At 34.1% G+C, this 25632-nt stretch carries 22 protein-coding genes and 1 riboswitch; of the genes, 6 read left to right on the top strand and 16 right to left on the bottom strand.

The features are described from left to right. Positions 1 to 70: 70 nt before the first annotated feature. The 8 genes from Ana3638_RS11000 to Ana3638_RS10965 form a co-directional block, all read right to left on the bottom strand. Positions 71 to 1507: an ATP-binding protein gene (locus Ana3638_RS11000; protein WP_161838065.1), complete on the bottom strand. Its 1437-nt coding sequence runs from the start codon at positions 1505 to 1507 to the stop codon at positions 71 to 73. Positions 1508 to 1710: 203 nt separating this feature from the next. Then, positions 1711 to 3552 (bottom strand): sensor histidine kinase, encoded by a 1842-nt coding sequence (locus Ana3638_RS10995; protein WP_161838064.1) that lies wholly within the window; start codon positions 3550 to 3552, stop codon positions 1711 to 1713. A gap of 234 nt (positions 3553 to 3786) precedes the next feature. Further along, positions 3787 to 5355 carry a response regulator transcription factor gene (locus tag Ana3638_RS10990; RefSeq protein WP_161838063.1) on the bottom strand — a complete coding sequence of 523 codons (1569 nt, stop codon included), beginning with the start codon at positions 5353 to 5355 and terminating at the stop codon, positions 3787 to 3789. Positions 5356 to 5380: 25 nt separating this feature from the next. Then, a complete protein-coding gene (locus Ana3638_RS10985; RefSeq protein WP_161838062.1) occupies positions 5381 to 7162 on the bottom strand; it encodes a sensor histidine kinase in 1782 nt (593 codons plus the stop codon). A 254-nt stretch (positions 7163 to 7416) separates the two neighbouring features. Further along, positions 7417 to 9531, bottom strand: coding sequence for a beta-glucosidase family protein (locus Ana3638_RS10980; RefSeq protein WP_161838061.1), 2115 nt, complete (start codon positions 9529 to 9531; stop codon positions 7417 to 7419). A gap of 48 nt (positions 9532 to 9579) precedes the next feature. Further along, positions 9580 to 10428, bottom strand: coding sequence for a carbohydrate ABC transporter permease (locus tag Ana3638_RS10975; RefSeq protein ID WP_161838060.1), 849 nt, complete (start codon positions 10426 to 10428; stop codon positions 9580 to 9582). Beyond that, positions 10421 to 11332, bottom strand: coding sequence for a carbohydrate ABC transporter permease (locus Ana3638_RS10970; RefSeq protein WP_246241000.1), 912 nt, complete (start codon positions 11330 to 11332; stop codon positions 10421 to 10423). Before Ana3638_RS10970 ends, Ana3638_RS10975 begins: the two co-directional genes overlap by 8 nt. Before the next feature lie 273 nt (positions 11333 to 11605). Then, on the bottom strand, positions 11606 to 13060 hold the full coding sequence (locus Ana3638_RS10965; RefSeq protein ID WP_161838059.1) for an extracellular solute-binding protein: 1455 nt from the start codon (positions 13058 to 13060) through the stop codon (positions 11606 to 11608). Positions 13061 to 13297: 237 nt separating this feature from the next. Here Ana3638_RS10965 and Ana3638_RS10960 point away from each other — a divergent pair, with 237 nt between their 5' ends. Further along, complete coding sequence (locus tag Ana3638_RS10960; protein ID WP_161838058.1) at positions 13298 to 14095, top strand: LysM peptidoglycan-binding domain-containing protein; 798 nt, start codon at positions 13298 to 13300, stop codon at positions 14093 to 14095. Beyond that, entirely contained in the window at positions 14077 to 14592 is a 516-nt protein-coding gene (locus tag Ana3638_RS10955) for a glycosyl hydrolase family 18 protein (RefSeq protein WP_161838057.1), read from the top strand. Before Ana3638_RS10960 ends, Ana3638_RS10955 begins: the two co-directional genes overlap by 19 nt. 149 nt (positions 14593 to 14741) lie before the next feature. Here Ana3638_RS10955 and Ana3638_RS10950 read toward each other — a convergent pair whose 3' ends face one another. The 5 genes from Ana3638_RS10950 to Ana3638_RS10930 form a co-directional block, all read right to left on the bottom strand. Then, positions 14742 to 15521 (bottom strand): polysaccharide deacetylase family protein, encoded by a 780-nt coding sequence (locus Ana3638_RS10950; protein WP_161838056.1) that lies wholly within the window; start codon positions 15519 to 15521, stop codon positions 14742 to 14744. A 167-nt stretch (positions 15522 to 15688) separates the two neighbouring features. Beyond that, positions 15689 to 16777, bottom strand: coding sequence for a DUF362 domain-containing protein (locus Ana3638_RS10945; protein WP_161838055.1), 1089 nt, complete (start codon positions 16775 to 16777; stop codon positions 15689 to 15691). A gap of 217 nt (positions 16778 to 16994) precedes the next feature. Continuing rightward, the gene (cax, locus tag Ana3638_RS10940; protein ID WP_161838054.1) at positions 16995 to 18041 is read right to left on the bottom strand and encodes a calcium/proton exchanger; all 1047 of its coding nucleotides are present in this window, start codon (positions 18039 to 18041) and stop codon (positions 16995 to 16997) included. 455 nt (positions 18042 to 18496) lie between these two features. Further along, positions 18497 to 18754, bottom strand: a complete 258-nt coding sequence (locus tag Ana3638_RS10935) for a hypothetical protein (RefSeq protein ID WP_161838053.1) — start codon at positions 18752 to 18754, stop codon at positions 18497 to 18499. A 293-nt stretch (positions 18755 to 19047) separates the two neighbouring features. After that, the gene (locus Ana3638_RS10930; RefSeq protein ID WP_161838052.1) at positions 19048 to 19500 is read right to left on the bottom strand and encodes a hypothetical protein; all 453 of its coding nucleotides are present in this window, start codon (positions 19498 to 19500) and stop codon (positions 19048 to 19050) included. A gap of 592 nt (positions 19501 to 20092) precedes the next feature. Between Ana3638_RS10930 and upp the strand changes: the two genes are divergently transcribed. Next, complete coding sequence (gene upp / locus Ana3638_RS10925) at positions 20093 to 20722, top strand: uracil phosphoribosyltransferase (RefSeq protein WP_161838051.1); 630 nt, start codon at positions 20093 to 20095, stop codon at positions 20720 to 20722. 94 nt (positions 20723 to 20816) lie between these two features. Here upp and Ana3638_RS10920 read toward each other — a convergent pair whose 3' ends face one another. Then, a complete protein-coding gene (locus Ana3638_RS10920; RefSeq protein ID WP_161838050.1) occupies positions 20817 to 21872 on the bottom strand; it encodes an aldose epimerase family protein in 1056 nt (351 codons plus the stop codon). Between the two features lie 212 nt (positions 21873 to 22084). Beyond that, a riboswitch (cobalamin riboswitch) is annotated at positions 22085 to 22313 on the top strand. A gap of 352 nt (positions 22314 to 22665) precedes the next feature. Between Ana3638_RS10920 and Ana3638_RS10915 the strand changes: the two genes are divergently transcribed. Both Ana3638_RS10915 and Ana3638_RS10910 read left to right on the top strand, forming a co-directional pair. Beyond that, the gene (locus Ana3638_RS10915; RefSeq protein ID WP_161838049.1) at positions 22666 to 23070 is read left to right on the top strand and encodes a DUF4430 domain-containing protein; all 405 of its coding nucleotides are present in this window, start codon (positions 22666 to 22668) and stop codon (positions 23068 to 23070) included. Between the two features lie 144 nt (positions 23071 to 23214). Beyond that, complete coding sequence (locus tag Ana3638_RS10910) at positions 23215 to 23745, top strand: hypothetical protein (protein ID WP_161838048.1); 531 nt, start codon at positions 23215 to 23217, stop codon at positions 23743 to 23745. Between the two features lie 135 nt (positions 23746 to 23880). Here the strand turns inward: Ana3638_RS10910 and Ana3638_RS10905 are convergent, their stop codons facing one another. After that, positions 23881 to 24081, bottom strand: coding sequence for a cold-shock protein (locus Ana3638_RS10905; protein ID WP_161838047.1), 201 nt, complete (start codon positions 24079 to 24081; stop codon positions 23881 to 23883). A gap of 468 nt (positions 24082 to 24549) precedes the next feature. On the opposite strand from Ana3638_RS10905, the gene Ana3638_RS10900 reads away from it, so the two are divergent. Further along, entirely contained in the window at positions 24550 to 24972 is a 423-nt protein-coding gene (locus Ana3638_RS10900) for a helix-turn-helix domain-containing protein (RefSeq protein ID WP_161838046.1), read from the top strand. A gap of 153 nt (positions 24973 to 25125) precedes the next feature. On the opposite strand, the gene Ana3638_RS10895 is transcribed toward Ana3638_RS10900, so the two are convergent. Further along, on the bottom strand, positions 25126 to 25554 hold the full coding sequence (locus tag Ana3638_RS10895; protein WP_161838045.1) for an ACT domain-containing protein: 429 nt from the start codon (positions 25552 to 25554) through the stop codon (positions 25126 to 25128). Positions 25555 to 25632: the final 78 nt, after the last annotated feature.

Here is a 25632-nt window from a genome sequence, read left to right as displayed (position 1 = left end):
AATGATTAACATTGATTTCTCATCATCTAAAAGAATTACTTTCATTTTATCACCTTGTATTTTTTCTTTCTTATCTGTACCCTTCATTCCCTGAAGGCACTGAAACGTAGAAATTACTCCCTTCACCTAATGTACTATCCACCCATATATCCCCATGATTACGTTGAATGATTTGCCTGCAGAATAATAATCCAAGACCAATACCTAATTCTCCCTCTGTGCCGATGGTTGGAGTGCTCTCCACATCCTGAAAAAGCAGTTGTACTTTTTCTGATTTCATACCTATCCCAGTGTCTCTTACCGATATAATTACAGAATCGTTCTCTTTTTGTGCTGTTATTATTATCTTTCCATTTCGATTTGTAAATTTAACTGCATTGGAAAGAAGATTCCTCAAGACTATCTGTAACATCCCCTTATCTGCATATACGAAAAGATCACCCTGTATACTGGTATCAATTGTAATTTTTTTATTATCAGCTTTAGCTGCTATACTATTAACTGTTTCCTGTACCAACACAGCTAATTTCCATTTCATAGGCAAAAATATATTACTGGTCTGCTTGCTTTGAAAATATTCCAACATACTATCGACTATTAAAAAGATATTTTTTACCTGTTTCTGTATCTCCCTTACCAATAATTTGTTATCGTACTGATTTATTTGCTGCTTGTCCAAAAAATCCGTCAGATTAATAAGCATATCCAAAGGCTCCCTAATATCATTTGCCACTATGTTTATCAGCCTGTCTTTTAATGTATTAAGGGTTGCCAATTGGGCTGATGTAGAAGTTAAATCTTCGAGATTCTTTTTATTTGTAGTTATATCTGATAATATCAGAACTTTCCCTAAATAAGCCTTTTTGTTATTAATAAAGGTTAATTTCATTTTGTAAACCTTTACAATATCTTCCTTAGGTACATGGAATTGTATCTCCTTTAATTCATTACTTTTTAAGGTTTCAATCACTACCGGATAACTGGTAAATATTATTTCAATATCATTATTACGGGGTGTTATTTCATTTAATTCAGGAATTAATATACCCGCCGGCTTATTATATAAAATGATCTGATTCTTGTCGTTAAATACGACTGCCCCGTCGGATATTGATTCAAGTATTTTATCAATTTCTATAGGTGTAATATGAAAAATATTATGCTTATACTGATAAAACACCCAAATGATTAAGATACCGGTAATCGTTAAACCTACGAGGGTTAAAATTAAAGATAATTTTGTACTGTTCCATATATATATAATATTTAAAATCCAGGAATTACTTATACCTATACCCAGAACAATGATTTGTTTTCGTAAAAAACTTCCCGCTTTTATAAATATTATCCAAAAAACAACGAAACAAATTACAATTACAAAGCTAAAATAAATGATATAACTTATATACCACGGTCCTATTTTTAAAGAAGCTAACGAAATAAAGGAATTATTGATAAGACACATGATAAGGAAACAAGCTGTACTTAAATAATAATTCTTAAGCATATATATGTACCCTCGTTGGTAAATAACTTATATATAATCGAATTTAACAAAGTGTCAGCGCGCTGACACTTTTGCACCCCAGCGGACGCTGCAGCAATATACTTCCTTTCCGCGAGGTGTGCATCCTGCCCGGTAGGGCTTTTTTATCTTATAGGATGTAATTTCCTATTAGATAAAAAATAACTGACTTAATATAATAGTATTTACGATAATTTTTTATTGGAATTTAATAATGAAATATAAAATGTGCTTCCCACTCCTTGTTTACTCTCCGCCCATATTTTTCCTCCGCCTTTCATAATAAACTCTTTGCAAATTAAAAGCCCCAAGCCGATTCCCTTTTCACCCGCCGTTCCTAAAGTAGAATTTACATACCCTTCATCAAAAAGTTGACTTACTTTATCTTTATCCATACCAATGCCTGAGTCTTTTACTGAAATAATTGTTTCTTCTGTTGTAAAATGCGCCTCTACCCATATATTTCCTCCGGATTCCGTAAATTTTATCGCATTAGATAATAGATTACGGAGTACCAGTTCCAGTACCTCCTTATCAGCAAATATTGTCAGCTTGTCATCCACATTACAGGATATGCTTATCTTCTTTACCCCTGCACTAACCAGGTACATGGAGATAGTTTCCTCTAAAATTTCAGTTAGATTCCAAAGTGATGGTTTGATAACCAGCCCCTCCCTTTGACTGTTCAGCCATTCCAATAAATTTTCAATAATGTTATATGTATAGTTTATCTGCTTTTTCACTTCTTCTAATATTTCCTTGCAATCTGTATTATACCAATCATTATCCTGCTCCAGAATGTCCACCAGACTTACCATGGTAGCAATCGGATTTCTTATATCATGAGTAAATACGGTAAAAAGTTTATCTTTTAATGCATTCATTGATTTCAACTGTTCTGTGTCAGATAATAAATTACCCATCTGCACTTTCTGAGAGCTTAACTCTCCGGAAAGATTGGCAAGTTGTAATTTATTTAATTCCGAAACATCACGCAGTTCTTCTTCTCTGATTTTACGATCTGTAATATCTATAAGAACAGATACCGTACCACGTTTTTTTCTGTTACTTTTAAATATAGGATATACTTTTACATAATAGTATCTTATCCTGCCCCATTTCAGTGTATCTATTTCAAATTCATCCCTCATCATATTCTTACAGGATTGATACCATCTAGGCCAATTGATCAGAAAGTCTTCCAGTTTTTCACCAATCAGATCTCGATTTTCACCCGTCGTATCATAAATGAACTTATCCGCTGCATTATTTTTATCAATAATAACACCATATTTATCTACAGTAATAATTCCCTCCTGTACGATTTCAAATATTTTATCCCGGGCGATTGGTACAATGGAAAATAACTGATACCGGAAAATACTCCAGAAAAGTATGATACCGGTTATTGTAAAGGTAACGGCAATAAGCGGTGCATGAAATTCTAAATCAGGTCTTACGACTTTAATAAAAGAAGCGATTAGTGGAATTAGTATTCCTATTCCCATAGTGAGGGTTTGTTTTTTATACTGAGCATTAATTTTTTTATAAAATAGGAATAATAAAATTAATGATATCAGTATTATATTTAACTCCAATAACATAATAAACAAAGCAAATGGAGTACTGATAACTACCAAATTGCCTTTATCTAAATAAATATATTTTCTCATCAGGTGATAGTATGGATCCGTCCATTTTAATAAAATAGCTAAAACCGGAAAGAAATAAATTTCCAGTATTATGATCGGTTTTAAATTATTTTCTTTACCTATGTAAATAATGATAAGAATTAATATGGTAGGTACCACTAATAAAAAACCTGTCTGACTAACTGTTCTCCATAAAACTTTTCCGGTGATATCATTTACCATTAATTCTTTATTGGAACCTAAGGTGAATATTGTAATCTCTGACATAAGCATGGCAAATATAACCGTATATTTTGAATGTTTCATATAAAAAGCATGGATTGTAAGCAATAAACTAATAAGTGCGGAAATAGCGGTTAATATTTTAAACATCATGATTATCTAATTCACCTTATTTAATTGTTATATTTTTCCACATAATTTGACTTATAATCAAATTTTATCACATGATATATAGTTTAAGCAATATAGGAAAGCAATATATTACAACAAGAAAATAAAGCATTCTATATAAAGGTTTACATAAATGATGATTAGTTTTTCGAATTTAAAGATTTTAAACTTAAACCTGAGAAGAATATGCTAAAATCTTATAATTATAAATTATTTTCAAACTTTTTGAAACTCTTCTCTGTATTTAGTCGGCGACATACCGGTATTTTTTTTCACTGCTAGCGAAAAATAATTGGTATCTCTATATCCTACCATCATAGCAATCTTACTGGCTTTAAAATTAGTGGTTTCCAGCAGCAATTTTGCTTTTTCAATACGTTTGCGGACTATATATTCATTACAGCCCTCCCCCGTTACTTTCTTAAATAACCTGGAAAAATAATTGGGTGAAATATATAATACAGCCGCAATATTAGAAACCGATAACTCATCGGCTAAATTTTCCTTAATATAATGTTTTGCCTTATCTATAATTTCATGGACATTTTGATCTTCTTTATTTGCAAGTAATTTTATGAAGAATTGTCTTGACAGTTCAAATAATTCATTCCCCTTCACATTCATAAGGCTTTTTAACAGAATACTAAGACGAGAGTCCGCTTCTTCTCCGGTATTGCATATAAAGGTATAATAGATAGAGGAAGCCAGTTCAAAACAGCTTTTACGTATATACGAATCTGAAAGATTATAAGAATCCGTTGCCTGTCTGAAACGGTTAAAAATATATAATACTTTATCGGAATCCCCAATATTCACACACATGGCATTTTTCATTTCCACAAATACTTCCCGGTATAAATTATCCCGATTCTTGGCATATTGGGTCTGTATGATTTCACCTAAGTCATCTTTTTCATATTTTAATAAAGAAACCGCATCATTATAAGATATATATAAGTGTTCAAATCCAATAACCGGATTGCCCACCACCACTTTTGGTTTCTTATTATACTCATCGCTTAAAATATCATTTAATTCCTGTATCCATTCTAAAATGCTTCCTTTCTGTTTATCAAGAAAAAAAGCTATAACAATCCGCTCGTAATCATCAATAAAAGTCAATCCGCGGTTTAGGGCATCCACCATACCGATACAGATATTTTTAACAGAAAGGGCTATAAAATTCTCTTCATACTTTCCGTTATCCATATACAGGGTTGGTACCAGTATAGCTGCCTGCATCGGCTGCGTATATATATATTTATATTTATTACAGAATACAGTTATCTGCTCTTCCAGGTTTTGTACTCTTCTGTGAACGAGACACCTGAGAAATCTCTCTATATTCATCTGCTCTGCAACAGCCTGAGCCCTGTTTATATTAAAATTAACTACTTTTTCTGCCTTTTTCTCATTCAGGTAAGCTACCTGCTTTTTTACAGCCTCAATTAACTGAGTCTCATCTATCGGTTTCAGGAAAAAATCATGTACCTTTAACTTGATACATTGCCTGGCATATTCAAATTTATCATAGCCGGTTAATACTAAAATTCTGATATCCGGCAAAAGCTTCTTCACCCTGTCAATTAAATCGAGTCCGGACATTTCATCCATATTAATATCCGTAATCATAATCTCCGGTTTATTTTCTTCTATCATCTCCATTGCTTCCTTACCGGATTTTGCAACATAAACTTCCTCAATCCCCAGGGTGTTCCAGGGAATTGCTTTTCTCATACCCATTCTTATCATTTTTTCATCATCTACTATGATCGCCTTATACATAAGTTTATACGCCCCTGCTTACGAATTATTTACAATTCAGAACTTCTTCATAGTCCATTACAACCCGGCATGGCAGATGTATGATAACCGTAACACCACCCAGGTCGTTTTTTTCATAATGAATTCCATATTCTTTTCCAAATAATATCTCAATTCTTTTATTTACATTCCTGATTCCATAACCAAAATCCTTATCATACTCTGATATGGAATTATTCATTTCCTGAATCGCTTCTTCCGTCATTCCGGTTCCATTATCCGAAACCGTAATAAATACCTCATCCTCTATCTTCTCAACCGTAATCCAAAGTTTTCCTTTTTTTCCTTCCTTTACTTTAATCCCATGATAAATCGAGTTTTCCACAAGGGGCTGCAGAGTAATCTTGGGTATAAGAATGTTCCTGCACGAATCATCCACTCTGATATCACTTTCAATAATATTGTCATAACGGATATTCTGGATAATAAGGTAGTTCTTAACGTGCTCCATCTCCTGTTCCAAATGTATTACATCTTTTCCTCTGCTCAAACACAACCGATAGTATTGCGCCAATGCTTTTACCAGTACTGATATTTCTTTATTACCCTCAGCCATCGCCTGCCAGTGAATGCAATCCAGAGTATTATACAGAAAATGCGGCTGAATCTGTGATTGGAGTGCATTGAAACGAATCTGGTTCATTTGCTGCTGTTCCAGCTTTACCTGCTCCATAAGGGAATTAATTTCCTTCATCATATAGTTAAATCCATACGCTAATTGCTTGAAATCGGTTCCCACATTTTCCATATTAATTCTTACATCTAATTTACCCTCAGCTGCATATTTCATTTCCTTTACCACATAATCTAAGGGTTCATAAGTCTTTTTCAATATTTTCTTACAGATTGCCAGTCCAAAGAAGGTAATCGCCACAGTCATAAAAAATAACAGAACTACTACGATGATATTATCCCTGTACATATTTATTAATGGAATCCTGCTGACCAGATAATAATTCCATTTTCCGATTTTCTGATAACTGTATAAGTTATTCAAAACCCTAAAATTAGCATTATCTCCGTCTAATCTGTCTGCATAGGTAAACCTGGTTCCAATCGAAGAATCATCCGTACTGGATACCACCACATAGTCACTGTCTACCATAAATACTTCCGAATCAAATTCTGTAATACTGTTTTCTGACAGTCCGTCAAATAAGCTGGTCTCAAAAATCATACATAACAGACCGGTTTCTTTAATCATCTTAGTTATGGAATAAACAGGAAAATAGATATTTAATGTATTATGGCCATTTCCCAGGTAGACATCATTAAAACTCATTCGCATTGTTCCGGATTCATAACAGAACAGACTTTCAGCATAATCCGTTTTATAAGCCTGATTGAAATTTTTGGCAATCTTAGTGATATTCCCCTTATATACCATATCATTAAAATTGTAACTGATTATGGCTATGTAGTTCATACTGGAATGCATATTTATTGCATTTAAAAGGGTCTGTTTCGCATTATTCACAAGATTAAAGTAATCATTATCGGCTCTTCCCGTGCTTTCTAAAAATTCCTGAATAGAATCATCAATAATCATAGCGATTGCAAATTCATGATAATCGTCTAATGTTTTTTCATAATTAGAAGCAAGTGCGGATAATTGGTTTTTGGTTATATTATTGGATTGCCTGATAAATGAATTAATATAAAAGGCTGTAAAAAAAACGAGCATGATTACGGAAATACCATAAATTAAACTTGTAATAATAAAAAAAATCTTTTTATCCAGATTCCAGCTGCTTATATATTTTTTCATTATTTTCAACCTTCCTGTTATGATGCCGCATAATGGCACCTCTTTAACTGATAAAATTTTTAATTATCCGTTTCATCAAATTTGGAAAATAACTTTTAAGGAAAAATATATTTGATTAAGAATATAGGGCATGACTATTTGGATACATGCCCATATTCTTACTATCATTTATTGTATCATATTTTAAATGAACTGGCATCTGGATTTTCCATATTTTTGCATCGTGTTTTAAACAAAACTCGACTGAAAAATTCTCACAACTTAATTGTGCCCTCCAGTAAATCTTTTTGATCGCTGCTGGTTCCTATATATATTTCATATTCCATATGTTCTAATTCCCAACCGGAGGTATCTGGGTTATACCATTTTAATTTTTCCACCGGGCACGAGATCCTTACATCTTTTTCTTCCCCCGCATTTAAATCAACCCGGAGAAATCCACGGAGAATTTTTACCGGCCGGTTTACTTCAGAATTTTTAAATCCCACATACATCTGTACTACCTGGCTGCCTTCTTTAAGACCAGTATTTTTTACCTTGCAACCTGCGAATACATTTTCGGAATCTGCAAAGAAAACCGCGTCAGTTAGGGAGAATTCCGTATAAGAGAGACCAAAACCATAAGGAAATAATGGTTCGATACCCTCTTTTTCAAGTTTCGTATAACCATGATAATAATCATACCACTGAGAATCAGTATCCCAATTTACCTGCGGCAGATCACTTTCCTTATATGGAATCACAAAGGGGAGCTTTCCACTGGGATTTACATCACCGAATAATATTTCGGCGATTACATTTCCTCCCTCCATCCCCGGATAATATGCCATAAGAATAGCATTGACACTGTCTTTCCACTCTGTCATCATTATCATATTACCGCCCATTAAAACAGCTGCGGAATTCGAATTTACCGGCCCTACTTCTTTTATTAACCGTATTTCATCCTCATGTAATCCAAGATTTAACCGGTCTCCGCCTATTGCACCGGTATATCCGTCGTTTTCACTCTCTGAAATATATTCACCTTCATCATCATGATCATAACCTACCACAAAAACAACGGCATCTGCTTTTCTCGCAATTTCTTTTGCTTCTTCCGGATTGCTCCCATTGCAATATAAAATTTGTGTATCTGCTGCCACATTTTTTAGTCCTTCGATAGGTGTTACCACATAGGCCGGAAATACGCGGCTGGATCCCCAGTCACCAATCACTTCTTTCTTTCCAAGTTTGCCGATCAGAGCGATGGTTTTAACAGTTGCTTTATCAAAAGGTAAAACCTGATGATCGTTTTTTAGTAATGTAATTCCTTTTCTTGCTGCCTCTTTCGCCAGGGCAATATGTTCTTTATTTCCTGCAAATTTTTCTTTGGGATAATCCTCTTTATCTGCCTCGGTAAAAGCTAACAAAGTGCGGATAATTCGAAATGCAGCATCATCAATCCTGGATTCGGGAACCAGGCCGTCCTGGACTGCTTTAACCAGTTTATCACCAAAATACCGGGTACAGCACATTTCTATATTCTGTCCTCCATTGGCGGCTTCTACCGTATCTTTAACACCCCAAATAAAGTCACTCATTACAAACCCGTCAAAATCCCATTCCTCTTTTAACACCTGGTTCAATAAATAATCATGATGTCCGCACTGGGTACCCTTATACCGGTTATAGGAACTCATTATACTGGCAGCCCCTGCATCGATACAATCCTTAAAATGCGGTAAAAATACTTCCCGTTCCGTACGTTTATCGCAATCTACACTTACTTTGAACCGGGATATTTCCATTTGATTAAAAGCATAATGCTTGACACAGGCAGCAACATTTTTACTTTGCACTCCTTTGACCAGGGAAGCACCCATTTGTCCTAAATGGAAAGATTCTTCCCCATATGTCTCCTGACTGCGTCCCCATCCCGGATTATACGGAAGATTAATGCAGACACCGGCAAACGTATTTCCACCGAATGCCCTGACTTCTTCCCCGATTGCCTGACCTATCCGTTCTTCAAGGCCGGTATCAAAAGTAGCACCCCGTAACATGGATACAGGAAAACAGGTACTTTCTCCGGTACCGCAAACAACTCCTCTGGGACCGTCCACAAACAGCATGGGAGGAATGCCTTTCTCCTCAATACCTCCTGCCGGATAAGGCACCTTATTATAATGATTATCCGATTCATTGGCTGTTGCTTCCGACATCATTTTTTCCAGGCTCCAATTTCCACCCATTAAGGAAACCTTTTCGTTTAGTGTCAGACTTTCCACAATTTCTTTTGCTCTGTCCGTAAAAGACAGGCGATATTCCTTATTGCATTTCGCATTTTCTTTCAAGCCAACCTCTTTTCCGGAACCGCCAAAATACATATTGCAGGTTCCTATCGTTAATTAAATTATTGTATTTACTTCAGGTAATTATCCTTTAACCGCTCCTGCCATAATACCTTTTACTAATTTATCCTGAAAAATAATAAACATGATAATCATAGGTAGAACAGTTAAAACTAAAACTGCCATAATTACCGGTATATTTAAGGAATGTTCTCCCTGAAAGGCCGAAATAGCTAACGGCAGAGTTTTGGCTGCTTTTGACTGGGTAAGGGTATTGGCAAAAGAGAACTCATTCCAGATTCCCACTCCGTTATATATGGCAAGAGTGGATATCCCCGCTTTGGATAAGGGTAATATTATTGTAAAAAAGTTTTTAAATTTACCGCAGCCGTCTATTTCTGCAGATTCTTCAATCTCTTTCGGGATGGTTGACATAAAAGTAGTCAGAATAAAGCAGGAAATAGGTATTCCAAATGCAATATTCGGACCAATGAGTGACCAAAGAGTATCATAAATTTTAAGTTTTGTAGTCATCTTAAATACGGGTATCAAAGTTACATGCATAGGAACGGACATACAGGCGACAATTAATACATAGATCAGATTCCTTAATTTAAACTGCATCCTGGAAAGTGGATAAGATGCGCAGGCTGTTATGAATAATAGGACGGACAGGGATATTGCCAATACAAATACACTGTTAAAGAAATAATTTAAAAAACCTTTCGTTAATACCTCAATAAAGTTAGCCGGATACCAGGAATCCGGGAGTTGAAATACACCCTTTTGCAGCATTTCAAATTGTTCTTTAAAAGAATTCAGTACCATAAACAAAAATGGAAGTCCGGTAATGCAAACCCAGATTAAGGCAAATAAAAATGCCAGTGTCCAGGCAATTCTGCTTTTTAATTTTTCTTTCTTATATTTATCCATTATAATCTTCCTTCTTATTAATTAATTTCTGAATGATCAGTGCAATCCCTGTAACCAGGATAAACATACCTGCGGCTACTGTGGACCCATAACCCATTTTAAAGTGAGTAAACGATAATTTATACATGTAGGTCGCCATTAATTCCGTAGCCGTACCCGGACCGCCGCCGGTCATAACATAAATTAAATCAAAATATTTGAGGGATCCAATTAAGGACAGGATACACGCTGTGCGAACGATAGGCATTAATAAAGGAAGCGCTACATACTTAAAATATTTACCTCTCGTTGCTCCATCAATAATAGCCGCCTCATAAATATCAGAATCGATACCGCTGTAACCAGCCATAAAATATACCATATAAAACGGTGTATACTGCCAGGCAATAACTCCGATAACAGCGAAAAGTGCCTGCGGAGCCCGGCCTAACAAGTCAATCTTGCCGCCCCCTAAAGCTTTTGAGATGGTAGTAATAATACCGCCGGTAGTCGCTAATGCATAGGAAAATAAAAAACCGATTGCCACGGAGGACATTAAGAGAGGTAAAAACCAGATTACTTTAAATACATTTAATTTCTTGCCTCCTGCATCCAAAAAAGTTGCAAGAGCTACTCCTAACGGAATCTGAATACAGATGGAACATACCATGAGGATCAGATTATTACGAAAGGCTACCCAAAAGTTAATATCAACAAAAAGATCTTTCCAATTACTGAATCCAATAAAAATTTTATCGGAAGAAATCCCGTTCCATTCATATAAGCTGGTGTTAAAAGTAGAGATAATAGGGTATACAATAAATACCAGCATCATTAATATAACAGGTGCAAGAAATACAGTTGCTGCAACACGTGTACTTCTCTGTTTATACCTTAAGAGTGATTGATTTTGATTATTTCTCACGAATACTTACCTCCAATACATTTTAGCAATACACGAAATGGCAGCATGTAAGATTTCATCTTTTAAATTTAGGGCTGCTGCAAAATTAACACTCTTAAACCTCGCTATAAATAAACATACCCGCGAATTTAAAAATTTTGCAGCAGCCCCTGTTTCAGAATTATTTACCTAAGCCATTTTCTTGTTTACATGCTATTAATCTATGCCAGATTTTTGTTAAGCGTCAAAGCGGATTTTCGCAATCCATTACGCTACTTGCTTGTAAGGGTAAATCTACTCAGCCAGATATTTTGCCATTGCATCCTGTAATGTCTTATTTGCTTCCTGAGGTGTCATAGTAAGACCAAATAATTCCTGACAGGTTGACTGATGTGCTTCACTGACTGCCGGCGGTAAGTATTGGTCATACCATAATTGCACGTTACTTGCACTGGAGAAATCTTTCCAAATCTGCTGCATACAAGGATCCTGTATGGTATCACCCATTCCATTAATAGAGGGAATTGTACCGGCTGCTAATTGAGCTTTATTATAAGTATCATCATTGTAATATTGGGTTGCAAGTACAAAAGCTGCTTTTAACTTATCCTGGTCATCTCCTGTATTAAAGGAAAATCCGTTACCAATGGAGGTACCTACTACGATACTTTGATCTGCTTTACTGTTTTCTAATTTAGGGAATGCAAAATAACCAATATTCTGAGTATACCAATCTGCATTATCATTTTTCATAGATGCAGCTTGCCAGGAACCATGAAGCATCATTGCTGCTTCCTCCGTATACATTAATCCTCTGTCCTGACCGTCATCCGTATTCAGACTGTTAACACCATCCGGGAAATAACCTGCTTTCACCCATTTTTGAATGGTATCTGCCGCATATTGAAATGCATCAGATTCGAATGAACCTGTACCATCAACAGCAGCGTTAAATTCTTCAACACCGCCATAACGGGCTGCCAAATACATAAAATACATGGAACCGGTCCATTTATTCTGGTTTGCTAAAGAAAAAGGAATATAATCATTTTCTTTTAACGTGTTTGCAACTGTTTCTAACTCAGAAATTGTAGCAGGAACCTGTAAACCTAATTTTGAGAAAATAGTTTTATTATAGAAAATACCGCTTCCACCGATGCCGCCATAAGGGACTGCATAAATATCCCCTTTATAGGAACTCTGTGCAATTGCAGCATCTAAGAAATCAATTTCACAATAATTATTCATTAAATCGGTTAACGGTACAGCAAAACCGGATTCAATATACTCATTCATAGGACCTCCGCCCCAATGCATATACATATCGGGACATTGTCCGGAACTCATAGCGATAATTAATTTTTCTTTGTAGGTATCATTCTGAATGTGTGTTGTTTTCACTTTAACATTAGGATGATCTTTCATAAAACGGTCTACGGCACCTTGTTGAATTCCATTCGCCGGATCTTCTGTCGCAATGTCCCATAAAGTTATTGTTATATCCTTATCCGGAACCTGTAACTTGCCACCGGCGGTATCCGTAGCTTCCGTCTGTGCTTCTGTCGCAGCTTCCTGTGTTGTATCAGCCTCCGTGGCGGCCTCTTTCGTTTCAGCAGTTTTTTCACCTGCAGCTTCCTGTGTTGGTGTGGATGAAGTTTTTTGTGTATCTCCACCTTTTTTGCATGCCATAAGCGATACAATCATCAATGTAACAATTAGTAATAGTGAAACCAATTTCTTCAATTTCACAACCTAATCCCCCTTTCAAAATGTGTTTTCCTGGAACATCTTTATCATAACATATTTTCCATATATTTGTAATTTAATAAAATATCCATTATCTATAAATTTCTTACCATCTTATTCAGGATTGAATTGTACAACCGGTAATTATATATCAGCCATTGCAAAAGATTAAATCATTAAATACCGAACATTAAAATAGTGTAATCATATATTAAATTAAGTAAATTAGCGAGGATAACTATGATTATACATGTAGTACAGCCCGGTGAAACGATATATAGCATTGCCGTAACATACAATGTATCAGTTACAAGATTGGTTGAAGAAAACGGATTAATAAATCCCGAGAACTTAGTTGTTGGGCAAACAATTGTAATAACCTATCCCAGCCAGGTTTATATAGTACAAGCGGGAGATTCTTTGTCAAGTATAGCAGAGGCATTTGGTGTGACAAGGATGCAATTATTAAGAAATAATCCCTTTTTATCGGATCGGGATGTTATTTACCAGGGAGAAACAATTGTCATTAGCTACGATACTCAGAACAGAACTTCCATCAATGCTTATGCATATCCGTTTATAAATAGAGATGTACTTAGAAAGACTTTACCGTATCTTACTTATCTGACCATATTTAACTATAGGGCTATAGAAAACGGTGAAATTGTCGGAAATGATGAAACCGAAGTCATACAGATTTCGAAAGAATATGGTGTGGCTCCCATCATGTCTTTATCTACGTTAACCTATCAAGGAACCAGTGATATTGAAGTTGTAAACAGTATATTATATAACGAATCAATTTTAAACCAACATATTGAAAACATACTTAGTATCTTGAGATCGAAAGGGTATTACGGCATAAATATTACTTTAACGAATTTAAACCAGGAAAACAGACAGGGCCACGAGAATTATATTACCAGATTATCCAGTCGCTTAAAATCGGAAGGTTTCATTTTATTTATTACTATTAACCCAGAACCTTTATCAGCTCGAATGAAATATCATTTGAACGGGTGGATTATACTGTTTTAGGTCAGGCAGCAGATTATTTATTAATTTTATCGTATGCATGGGGGTTGACTGTAGGCCCTCCTTCCCCTACAACCCCTACCTTTATGAACCAAACTTTTTTAGATTATGCCATAACAATGATTCCATATGAAAAATTATTTACCGGTCTTTCAATCATCGGTTATGTCTGGCAGCGACCCTATATCTTTGGTATATCGACTGCCAATTCCCTTACTACGAATGCAGCTATAGAACTAGCAGTTCAGAATAATGCTACTATTATGTTTGATAATAATTCCCAGGCTCCCTATTTTGAATACACCGAACATTTATCCGATTCACAAGTAAATTATATTGTCTGGTTTAAAGATGCCAGGAGTATAGATGCATTAATGAACTTCGTACCGGAATATGGTATCCAGGGTGCCGGAATCTGGAATATAATGACCTTTTTTGCCCAAATGTGGCTGGTAATTAATTCACAATATGAAATTGCAAAAGTCCTTCCGGAATATTAACCGTAAGAAATATAATAAGATTCGCGGGTCAAAAGCCCAATTTATTTGAGGGCTTTTGACCCGCGAATCTTATTAAAGTATTAATAGAATATACCTGAAAACGGATATAGTGAAAAGGATTGTTTCAAATTCTTAAGTCATTTCACTTTTTATTTCTTAATTTGTCTGCCCTCTTCATCAAGATAATAATCATCGGTATAAATAAGTTGGGAAACAGGTACGATTTTATAACCCTTATCCTCCAAACCGACGATAATACCCTCCAGGGCATCCTTAGTAAATTTAGAACCACAATGAAACAATATAATTGATCCATTTTCTAAATGTTTATGATTTAAGACGGTATCAATAATAGATTCGACCCCATAATCTTTCCAATCCAGGGAATCCACATCCCACGCAATACAGTAATATCCCAGTTCATCTGTCGTTTCAATTAAGGTATTATTGAAATCGCCGTATGGCGGACGGAATAATTTCATCTCTATTCCAGTTAATTCTTTAACTTTGTTTTGCGTTTTTATAATTTCATCCTTACATTCCTCTTTGGTAAGCTGTGACATATGTTTGTGGTTTTCACTGTGATTTCCCAGGTCATGACCTGCTTCGGCAATCGCTCTGACATCCCCTGGGTATTTTTCGATCCAGCCGCCGGTCAAAAAGAATGTAGCCTTTACATTATGTAAAGCCAGTGTTTCCAGAATCTCCTCAGTGTCCTCATTCCCATAAGCAGCATCAAAGCTTAAGGCTACTTTATTTTCTTTCTGATCTACGCAGTTGATAGGTAATCTCTCTGAATTTGCAGAATTAGTAACTGTGACTGCAGCAGGTATGTATTTAATGCCTAATACCATTAGAACAAGGAAGGATAAAACAGCAATTCCTGTTTTAATAAAGAATTTTAATTTATCTTGTTGTTCATTATCCATAGCTACACCATAGAAAATATTGTCAATATTAGTATATTTATTTAAGTGAATAACTATACCTCTATCTTATTTCAGAATTCAGATAATAAATTTTATAAGATGTTGCTTTTCAAACTTCTGATAAAAGAGTCTGTTCTTGCCCCTCATACGATTATAGAATCAGGGTTTTAATCCTTTAATATGTTATTTTGGTTATTTTTAATAAAATCCACAATATCACTGGCCTTGGGAGGGCAGCCCATTACATAAGTCTGACATCCTTTTGTACAGTTGCCTACACCGATTCCGGCACATTTTTTCCCCCGGTACCCTTGGCCAATCTTTATACTCTCTCCTCTAATTCCACCGGCTCTATCAAGTGCATATACAAGTGCAGCATAACAGGCTGAACAGGCACTGTCTGCTTCAATAAATTTGCTTAATTTCTTTACCGTATTACTGTGGCTCACACCCGTCTTTGGCCGGTTCTCTGTACCAAGTTCCAGTTCTTTCGTATCTGCATCCGCATATTTACCAATACCATAAGCTTTTCCAATGCGGATATATTCAATTTCATCCGGTTTAAATCCCATTAACTGCGCACCGAAAGAATCCAGTAATAAGGGATCAAATCCAAGCATAATACGGTTTGCAACGATAGGATTTCCACCCTCTTCAAAAGATAAGTCACCACAGACAGAATCCACAATATGAAGATCCGGACGCAGAACCGTATTTAACAGTGCTATGGGTTTGTCCAGTCCCATGGTATGAAAACGCCTTTTTTCACTGTCAGGTATACACCCTTTCAGATTCTTCATACAGCAGGTCATGCCGGTCTGGCAATGTCCCTTAAGCACCGGAACATTAATCAAATAATCCATATTAAGAGCACTTTCACAAACATTCAGGGAAGTGCCCTTACTTTTAACCTGAACTGCTTTGTCTTTTTTAGTATCATGCAATTTTACACCATACTTTTCTGCCAGTGCTGTATAACCGCAGTTTTTAAATGCAAGTTGTGTACTATCACCCACCCAGGAGCCTTCCAGAATGGTAATATTATTTATTCCGTAAGCCTGCAGATACCGAATGATACCTTCCACAATTTCAGGATGTGTAGTAGCTCCGCCATCAGCAGGGCGGGATACGACAAGGTTAGGTTTAATACCTATTTTCATGGTTGTATTTAATCTGCCGGCTATATTAGCAGCTTCCATTAACTCATATGTCATTTTCTGTAAATTGGTACCATAGTTTATAAATATATCTGTCATTGTGTAATCATCCTTTATTATTAAATTAATTAAAGATCTTTTTAATTTTATATTAAGTATAAAGCAAAAAATGTATCATTTCTATATAAAAATGTTACATTAATGGTTTTGATTTAATAAGGTGGAAAATAACAAAAAGGTATTGAACACTGAACGCCAATACCTTCTCCAATCCTATATTCATATTAAAAATACATATCAATTCACTTACTATCTATTAACCTACGATGAAAAATCCAACGGCAGCAATAATATATACGGATATCAGTTTCAGCCCTTCCATCCAGTTCGTTCTGCCCGCTTTAACAACTTGATTTGCTATAAGGACACTGGAACCAAACAAGAATAATTCAATTGGTTTAAATATAATACTCATAGGAGTAAAGAATAAACTGATAAGTACTGCTACAGGAATTACAAATAATGAAATCTGTAAACTGGATCCGACTGCTATCTCTATTGCAATATCCATCTTATTCTTTAATGCCATAATTACAGCCGTACTATGTTCGGCAGCATTACCAACGATAGGAATAAGTATAATACCGACAAACATTTCAGGAATTCCGGCAGCCTGTGTCATAGGCTCAATACTGTCAACCAATAATTCGGAAAGAATTGCAATTAATACCGTTGCAACACCAAGTACAAAAATACTTACAGGTAAACTCCATTTTGAATCAATATCTTCGGCATGTTCTACACCATAAAGGTCTTTTTGTGAGCGGAATGAATAAATCATACCGATTACATAAATACAAAGTAAAATAACACTTGTTATAACACTAAAACTTTCATATTTAGAAGAAATAAGGTTTTCCGGTACATTAGAAGTAAATACGGCGGGTATTGCCAAACCAAAAACAGCAAATAACAGCATAGTAGCAGTGAAAGTACCAAGTTGGGCATCATATTTCAGTTCTTTATGTTTTAATCCACCAAATAATATACTGCATCCTAAAACTAATAGTATATTTCCTAAAACAGACCCTGCAAGAGATGCCTTTACAACATCAAACAAGCCGGCTCTTATGGCAAAAAAAGTAATAATAAGCTCTGTTGCATTACCAAAGGTAGCATTTAAAAAGCCCCCAAATTTAGGACCTGTATATGCAGCAATTTCTTCGGTGGCATTACCTAGGTATCCTGCTAATGGTACTATGGAAATACAAGTTAAGACAAACATAATGCTTGCACTCCAATGGAATAAAACGCCTAAAAAAGAAAGTGGAACACAAACCAATAATATTTTAAGATACTTCATACATTTGACCTCGCCTTCAATATTTGTGTAATCAAAATTTGCCAACTCCGACTATTATACATCCGTAATACTATGAAATCAACTGTTTATTTTATTAAAATTTCATTTTTTCTACATCTTTCTTTAATAAATTACAAAAAATTTAATATTTAAGGATTTTAACTTTTATACGAAACAATTCTCATGATTGAAAGATATTATCTTAAATTTATTATTAATTTGTCTTTTTAAATTACCAATTTTTTTTCATGGATTTACCTTTCATTTTCCTTAAAATTCAACAATTCCCTGGAAATTTAATTCTTCTAATCTCACGGAGGTTAAATTCTTATATAAATCTATGTAATTATATGTGAAATTGGTCAGAATGTTAAAAAAAGCTTGTCTTAAAATCATATATATATTAAAAATCTACTTTCAAAATGTAAATGCCGAAAATTTCTTTTGTATCCGTATCATAATTTACCCGACAGATAAATATATTTATATTTAAAGTGTGCATTCCCACTGTTATCTTTTACCGGTTCACCAAATTTCTTTTCAAATCCACTTATAGGGTCACCAATTTTTAATCCGTTTATTTCTATATCATTGTTCATGATATAGATCTGATTGGCAAGTGAATATTTTCCGAACCGAACCCGGATTCCGTAATTGGTAAATTTAATCCGATTATTCTTTGGGTTAAGATTTATTAATAATTTGATTGTCAAAAGTCTAATCCAGTATTTGGATTCCATACAGGTTTATGTATTCTCAATTAATTTTTAAGTAAAAAATATTCACGAAATGTTCATGATTCAGCCACGAAATAAACATATATGACTGATATAATAAAATCATAGAAATTCAGTTACACTCAAAATTACTAATAAGAAAACTTTTTCATAAAATAAAGCCTGGTAGTTTCCCTCCCCCTACCGGGCTTCTCCTCTGTCTATACACCAAAAATTCTGATGTATAATACATATACATCAGAATTTAAAATCAGCAAAACATCTTATATCTAAGAATGCTCACGTTCGTTTATGAGAAGAATTCTATCCAAAACCGTTTTGTATACCAGCACTATCTGGGCATCGATAAAACAATATTTATTTACAATAAACTGATAGGTTTTACCGATAAAACAAAAACTCATTAAAAGGATACTTAAAAATGTTATAAGCGGTTGAATATCCTTTGTTAATATATAAAAAATAGCTCCTATAAAAAATAAAAATGAAAAAAAATACGTTTTGCAGATACGCATAGCTAAAAACATGGTATCATTTAAACGCTCCTGCATCTTCTTAATTACAATTCTATCTTTATTTTTCAGATGTTCATAAATATCATTGTATATTTCTTTACTGTCAAAAGCCTTGTTTTGTATACTCTTCTGGCAGACAAAGAAGTATTTATTGTAATTATTTTCGCCAAGTTCTTTGCTTATTAATTTTTTAAAAATGCTTGCCATGCTGATACCATCCTCTCATCTATTTTATGACTCACACAAATATTTTTTTATGCTTTAGATATTAGATGTTTCTCATAGTATTTGTATCTTCGTGAAAAGTAGCCTCTGTAAATCCTGAGAATTCTGCCTTTTATAAGAAAATTTTTAAATTTAAATATTCACAAAATGTTCATAAATCATCCATACAATAAACATATATGTCTATTATAATAGAAATATGGTAATTGAGTTACACATAATAATGCTAATAAGATAATTTTTTTCATAAAACAAAGCCTGGTAGTTACCCTCCCCCTCTACCGGGCTTCTCCTCTGTCTTGCGGTATTTTTTCCCTAAATTTCAACGGTGAGTTCCCATAATAACTGTCTTTAAATATCAAAATAATTAAAATAATTTTAATATATTTAATATTATTACAAATTTACTCATTCCATATGTTACGATTACATTGATATTTTAAAAATTACAATAAATTTAAATTTGCACTTTTCTTAGACATTAAACTTTGTTATAATGATTTTTAAAGTAAATAATTCTGTTCATTTATAGGAACAAAAGTATATTAAGTCAAAAATTTTTGGAGGCAATGTTATGTCTAAAGTTATTATTATGGATCACCCATTAATTCAGCACAAAATCGGCATTATGAGGCGCAAAACTACTTCAACAAAAGAGTTTCGCGATTTGGTTTCCGAGGTTGCCATGTTGATTTGCTATGAGGCAACGAGAGAACTTCCTCTTGCTGATATCGAGATAGAAACACCTCTCGTTAAAACCATAGCACATGAGATAGCAGGAAAGAAACTCTGTATTGTACCGATTTTAAGAGCAGGCCTTCATATGGCCGATGGTATATTGAACCTGATTCCTAATGCTAAGGTTGGTCATATTGGTTTATATCGTAATGAAGAAACCCTTGAACCAGTAGAATATTTCTGTAAGCTTCCAGTAGATGCTGATGAAAGAGAGATTTTCGTTGTGGATCCTATGCTGGCAACCGGTGGTTCAGCAAGTGCCGCGATTACATTATTAAAAAATAAAGGAATCAGCAAAATACATTTCTTGTGTCTGATTGCTGCACCGGAGGGTGTAAAACGATTAACTGAACTTCATCCGGATGTTGATGTTTATATTGGTGCTTTGGATGAAAGATTAAACGAGCATGGTTATATCCTTCCCGGACTTGGTGATGCTGGTGACAGAATCTACGGTACTAAATAATTATATACCATTAATATTAAAAAAGTGCTTATCTCCAGGTAAAATGGACGATAAGCACTTTTAGTTTCTGATAAATTATAATAAATCTACTTATTTATATGGTTGAAAATTTGAAAACTGTAACAAAATCATATTCGTTACCTGCTTTTAATGCACAGGATGGGAATTCCGGTTTATTGCAGGAATCAGGGAAATACTGAGTTTCAAAGCATGCTCCGGCACGTTTTTCATATACAAAACCACCTTTACCGGTTTCCGCACTCAGGAAATTCGCAGTGTAGAATTGGATTCCCGGCATATTCGTAAATACTTCCATCTTCCTTTTACTCTTCTCATCGACTAATTCGCCGACTTTTTCCACTTCACTTCCGCTGATATTCAGAACAAAATTATGATCATATCCTCCGGCTTGCTTTAAAGGGCCATAATTTGCATCGATATCTTGTCCGATAGGTTTTAACTTTCTAAAATCCATAGGTGTTCCTGTAACATCACTTAATTCACCGGTAGGGATAAGTACATCATCCGTAGGGGTAAATTTGTCCGCATCCAGCATAACCAGCTGATCCAATACGGAACCGGATTTATGTCCTGCTAAATTAAAATAGGAATGGTTGGTCAAATTTACTATGGTATCCTTATCGGAAACTGCAAGATATTCAATCACTAATTCATTATCATCCGTTAAGGTATATGTTACACTGATATCCAGGTTTCCAGGAAAACCTTGTTCCATATGAGGACTTAGTCTTGAGAATTCAATGGAATCTGAATCTTCCTCTTCAAAAGTCTCAACCTCATAAATAAATTTATTATATCCTTTGGAACCACCGTGTAAGTTATTCGGTCCGTCATTTTTCTCCAGTTCATACTTTTTACCATTTAATTCAAAAGCGGCTCCGCCAATACGGTTAGCATGACGTCCGATAAAAGAACCAAATCCTGGTTTATTCATTTCATAACCGGTTACATCATCATATCCTAAAACTACATCATCAAAATTACCGTTTTTATCGGGAACGTTGATATTTACGATATTAGCACCAAAATTGGTAAAGCTGACCGTCATGCCATTTTTATTTTTTAAAATAAAAAGAGAAGCTTCTACTCCCTCTTTGGTTTTTCCAAATGACTGTTTCTGTATACTCATGGTAATTTCTCCTTCTGCGAACAAACATTTATTTAATTACTAGAATAATCCACTTTGAAAAAAAGTGCAAGATAATTTTGTATAAAAATCAAGTATTTTTTAATCAGGATTGACAAGTAAAATAGGTAATGTTATACTTCAACTATCCAAATAAGCATCTATAGAATTAGAATAATTATATAAAATTTTCATAACGGTTTATATGAAAATTTTGAATATAATGTATTTCAAGTGGTTGCTTATCTGACATATCCGTATTAATGACAGGTAAGTGACATAATAGGGAAACAGGTTGAAAGCCTGTACGGTCTCGCCGCTGTATATGAGGAGTTTACTGAGGCAGTATATAACTGTAAAAATCACTGAGTATTTTTACTTGGGAAGATCCACAGTAAATGTTGATACATGAGTCAGAATACCTGCTTGATAATCGTACTGATTTATCCACGAGGATTTGGGAAAAAGTACAATAATATATTGGTATTTTATTTTTGTTACCTGTAAATGGATTTTTTATTTTGTTATTTCTGTAATTCTGTTGTTATCTCCTTTACCCGAACATTAATATTCTCCAATCGTATTGTATCTGTTATCAGTTCCTAACCCTCCTGGCATAGGAGCTTTTTTTATTGTATCTATTTTAATTAATAATAGATACTTTCGAAACAAACTATTATGCATTTAATGCAATTTGGGAACTGAATCCTGCCCATAAAGCAGCTGAAGCTATGAAATTCGATACGAGAGACCTTTTGACCCTCAAATCCAATTAATAATAAGAAAGGGAGAAAATATGGAGAATAAAAAGAATATAAGAAATGTAATATTAGGTTTACTGGGCTTGGTAATAATCGCTGCCGTTATGTTTTTAATTTATAACCACTTTAAATTAAAATCGGTAGAAGGTACAAAACATATCGTTGCAGAAGTTATACTTGATGACGGTACAAGTAAATCCTATGATATAAATACAGATGAGAAATATCTTAGAGGTGCCTTGGAAAAAAACGGACTTATTTCAGGAACAGAATCCGAATATGGTCTTTATGTAACTACAGTGGATGGTAAAACTACAGATGAATCAAAGCAGGAATGGTGGTGTTTTACCTTAAATGGCGGAACCATTAATACCAGTGTGGATGCAACTCCAATAAAAGACGGAGATCATTATGAAATTACTTTAACAGTAGGTTGGTAGTCTAAAAGGGGCTGTTTCAAAATAGTCAATTTACTAAACTTGTGTCTAGAATATGCTTTATATTTTGAATTTTGCAACAGCCCCTTTCACACTCCTTATTTGGGCATTATCGTAAGCTGGCTTGCGATATGAATGGGTATAAAGATGAAAATAAAAGATATCGCTATAATAGGTATGTTCAGTGCTTTACTAGTTACCGTACAGTACAGCCTGGCTTTCCTTCCTAATATTGAACTGGTCTCCTTATTAATAATCGTATTTACATTGACATTGCATAAAAAAGCCCTTTATATCATTACCGTATTTATTATTTTGGAGGGATTTCTCTACGGTATTGGGTTATGGTGGATAAATTATCTTTATGTATGGTTTATCCTGTACTTATTAGTTGCATTTTTCCAAAAAAAAAGTTCTTCCTTACAGTGGGCAATTATCTCCGGTGGTTATGGACTTTCATTTGGTGCATTATGCTCTATCCCATATTTTTTTATGGGATTATCGGGAGGTACGATAAGAAATGGCTTTCAATCTGCTTTTGCTTATTGGATAGCCGGAATTCCTTTTGATATTGCACATGGCATTGTTAATTTTGCAGTGGCTTTAGTACTGTTTAAACCGGTTTATAAGATTGTAGAGCAGCTGACAAGGAGAGGCAATAATATAATAACAAATTAAAAAAGGTTATCCCAAGGGATAACCTTTAATCAATTTCGTTCCTAACAATATAGCTTATTTCTGTATAAAAATGTTAAAAATAATAATTCTTAAAATTTATATATATAGAAAAAGGTACACTGAAAACTATGTTGATTATAATTTAGTTACGTTAGTAGCTTGAGGACCTTTTGCTCCTTGAACAACATCGAAAGCAACTTCTTGTCCTTCTTCTAAAGACTTGAATCCTTCCATGTTAAGACCTGAATAATGTACGAATACATCATTGCCTTGTTCATCAGAGATAAATCCAAAACCTTTTTGATTGTTAAACCATTTTACTGTACCTTTGTTCATGTTAATTCCTCCAAATAAATTAAAATTACTGTTACATAATAGTGACAGCTATAATCGAATTGCATCTACTGCAACACATTAATCATATCACTTATTACTTGTTCTGTCAAATATTATTTTGTAGATTTTCATGCGAAATTATACCTTTTTCAAATATTTTTTGTTTGAATTTTTTTGTTTTTTTATATATTATTGAAATAGATTATAATAATTAAATGAGTTATTATAACATAATTTCTCTAGGATAAACAGTATACGATTGTACTAAAGCTACATTTTGTTGCTTTATCAGATATTTTGTAATCAACTTGATATAATAGATAGATTGGTATAATTTAATAAGTACTTAATACTACTGATGAAAGAGATAATGCCATATAAACACTAGAATATATTATAATTGAATACTTAATGTAATATCAACTTTCAATTAAAAGAAAAGTATATAAATTCGCAAGGGGGTTTGGCATGTCTGAATTATTATTGAAAGACAAATTACGCGAATTGCGTACCAGAATGCATTTAACCCAAAGTAAAGTCGGCCAATACCTGAATATGACACGACAGGGTTATGCCCATTATGAAGCAGGCTTACGAAATCCCGATTATCATACACTTTTAAAACTTTCCAAGTTATATCAAGTAGATATCGGAGATTTAATCAATAACCAAACTACGCCGATTATACATGAAACTCTTCATGAAAATGTAGATTATACCATAAAGCCTGGTAACCTGAAACCAAATAACACACCATCACGTGTAATTCAATTAACCAGTGATGAAAAAAAACTATTTAACCTTTATAGTAAATTAAGTTCTGCTGAAAAAAAAGAGTTATTAGCTACGTTGGAGTTAAAAGTAAATGAAACCAAAAAAAATAATAAATGATATCGATTATTCAATAATAAAATATATAAATGAAAAAGCTGTTGCTCATTCAAGTTATTTCAAACATAAATATTACTTGTAAACTATTTACAAAATGTTATTTATGGATAAACCGGAATAAGCAGCAGCTTACTTTTTAAATATTTTATTAACTTAATCTATATGATAAGCTTCTTCTGTAGTTAACATTTCAAAGTTATTCTTATGTAATGCTTCCAGAGCCGTCTTGCTATTGGATACTTTTAGTACCATGGAACCGATTTCACTGGAGGATAATGCATACATATATTCTACGCTGATACCGGCTTCCGCCAGTACCTTAAATAATTGGTGAAGCATCCCGACTTTGTGGGGAAGTTTAACTGCTATGACTTCCGTCAAACTTGCTGAGAAACCTGCTTCTTTTAATACTGTTCTGGCTTTTTCCGGCTCTGATACAATCATTCGAAACATTCCATACTCGGACGTATCCGCTAAACTGGCTGAAATAATATTAATATTGTTCTCATTAATAGTTTCCGTTACTTTCTCCAGTCTGCCTTCTCTGTTTTCAATGAATACTGATAACTGTTTAATCAACATATAACACCTCTTTTATAATTTTATTAAGGGTTGAGTGTGAAAAGTTCAATTTGGTTTCAAGGAAATGCGGGTATTTGT

Origin of the sequence: Anaerocolumna sedimenticola (genome assembly GCF_009931695.1) — a bacterium.
GTDB lineage: Bacteria > Bacillota > Clostridia > Lachnospirales > Lachnospiraceae > Anaerocolumna > Anaerocolumna sedimenticola.
This window is presented reverse-complemented; position numbering and strand designations above follow the sequence as displayed.

Excerpts from the sequence above, each read along its gene's own strand:
- Ana3638_RS10900 (WP_161838046.1), top strand. The coding sequence starts at position 24,550 with ATGTCTGAATTATTATTGAAAGACAAATTACGCGAATTGCGTACCAGA.
- cax (WP_161838054.1), bottom strand. The coding sequence starts at position 18,041 with ATGAAGTATCTTAAAATATTATTGGTTTGTGTTCCACTTTCTTTTTTA.
- Ana3638_RS10930 (WP_161838052.1), bottom strand. The coding sequence starts at position 19,500 with ATGGCAAGCATTTTTAAAAAATTAATAAGCAAAGAACTTGGCGAAAAT.
- Ana3638_RS10920 (WP_161838050.1), bottom strand. The coding sequence starts at position 21,872 with ATGAGTATACAGAAACAGTCATTTGGAAAAACCAAAGAGGGAGTAGAA.
- Ana3638_RS10990 (WP_161838063.1), bottom strand. The coding sequence starts at position 5,355 with ATGTATAAGGCGATCATAGTAGATGATGAAAAAATGATAAGAATGGGT.
- upp (WP_161838051.1), top strand. The coding sequence starts at position 20,093 with ATGTCTAAAGTTATTATTATGGATCACCCATTAATTCAGCACAAAATC.
- Ana3638_RS10960 (WP_161838058.1), top strand. The coding sequence starts at position 13,298 with ATGATTATACATGTAGTACAGCCCGGTGAAACGATATATAGCATTGCC.
- Ana3638_RS10975 (WP_161838060.1), bottom strand. The coding sequence starts at position 10,428 with ATGGATAAATATAAGAAAGAAAAATTAAAAAGCAGAATTGCCTGGACA.
- Ana3638_RS10915 (WP_161838049.1), top strand. The coding sequence starts at position 22,666 with ATGGAGAATAAAAAGAATATAAGAAATGTAATATTAGGTTTACTGGGC.
- Ana3638_RS10950 (WP_161838056.1), bottom strand. The coding sequence starts at position 15,521 with ATGGATAATGAACAACAAGATAAATTAAAATTCTTTATTAAAACAGGA.
- Ana3638_RS10985 (WP_161838062.1), bottom strand. The coding sequence starts at position 7,162 with ATGAAAAAATATATAAGCAGCTGGAATCTGGATAAAAAGATTTTTTTT.
- Ana3638_RS10995 (WP_161838064.1), bottom strand. The coding sequence starts at position 3,552 with ATGATGTTTAAAATATTAACCGCTATTTCCGCACTTATTAGTTTATTG.
- Ana3638_RS10980 (WP_161838061.1), bottom strand. The coding sequence starts at position 9,531 with ATGTATTTTGGCGGTTCCGGAAAAGAGGTTGGCTTGAAAGAAAATGCG.
- Ana3638_RS11000 (WP_161838065.1), bottom strand. The coding sequence starts at position 1,507 with ATGCTTAAGAATTATTATTTAAGTACAGCTTGTTTCCTTATCATGTGT.
- Ana3638_RS10895 (WP_161838045.1), bottom strand. The coding sequence starts at position 25,554 with ATGTTGATTAAACAGTTATCAGTATTCATTGAAAACAGAGAAGGCAGA.
- Ana3638_RS10945 (WP_161838055.1), bottom strand. The coding sequence starts at position 16,777 with ATGACAGATATATTTATAAACTATGGTACCAATTTACAGAAAATGACA.
- Ana3638_RS10910 (WP_161838048.1), top strand. The coding sequence starts at position 23,215 with ATGAAAATAAAAGATATCGCTATAATAGGTATGTTCAGTGCTTTACTA.
- Ana3638_RS10905 (WP_161838047.1), bottom strand. The coding sequence starts at position 24,081 with ATGAACAAAGGTACAGTAAAATGGTTTAACAATCAAAAAGGTTTTGGA.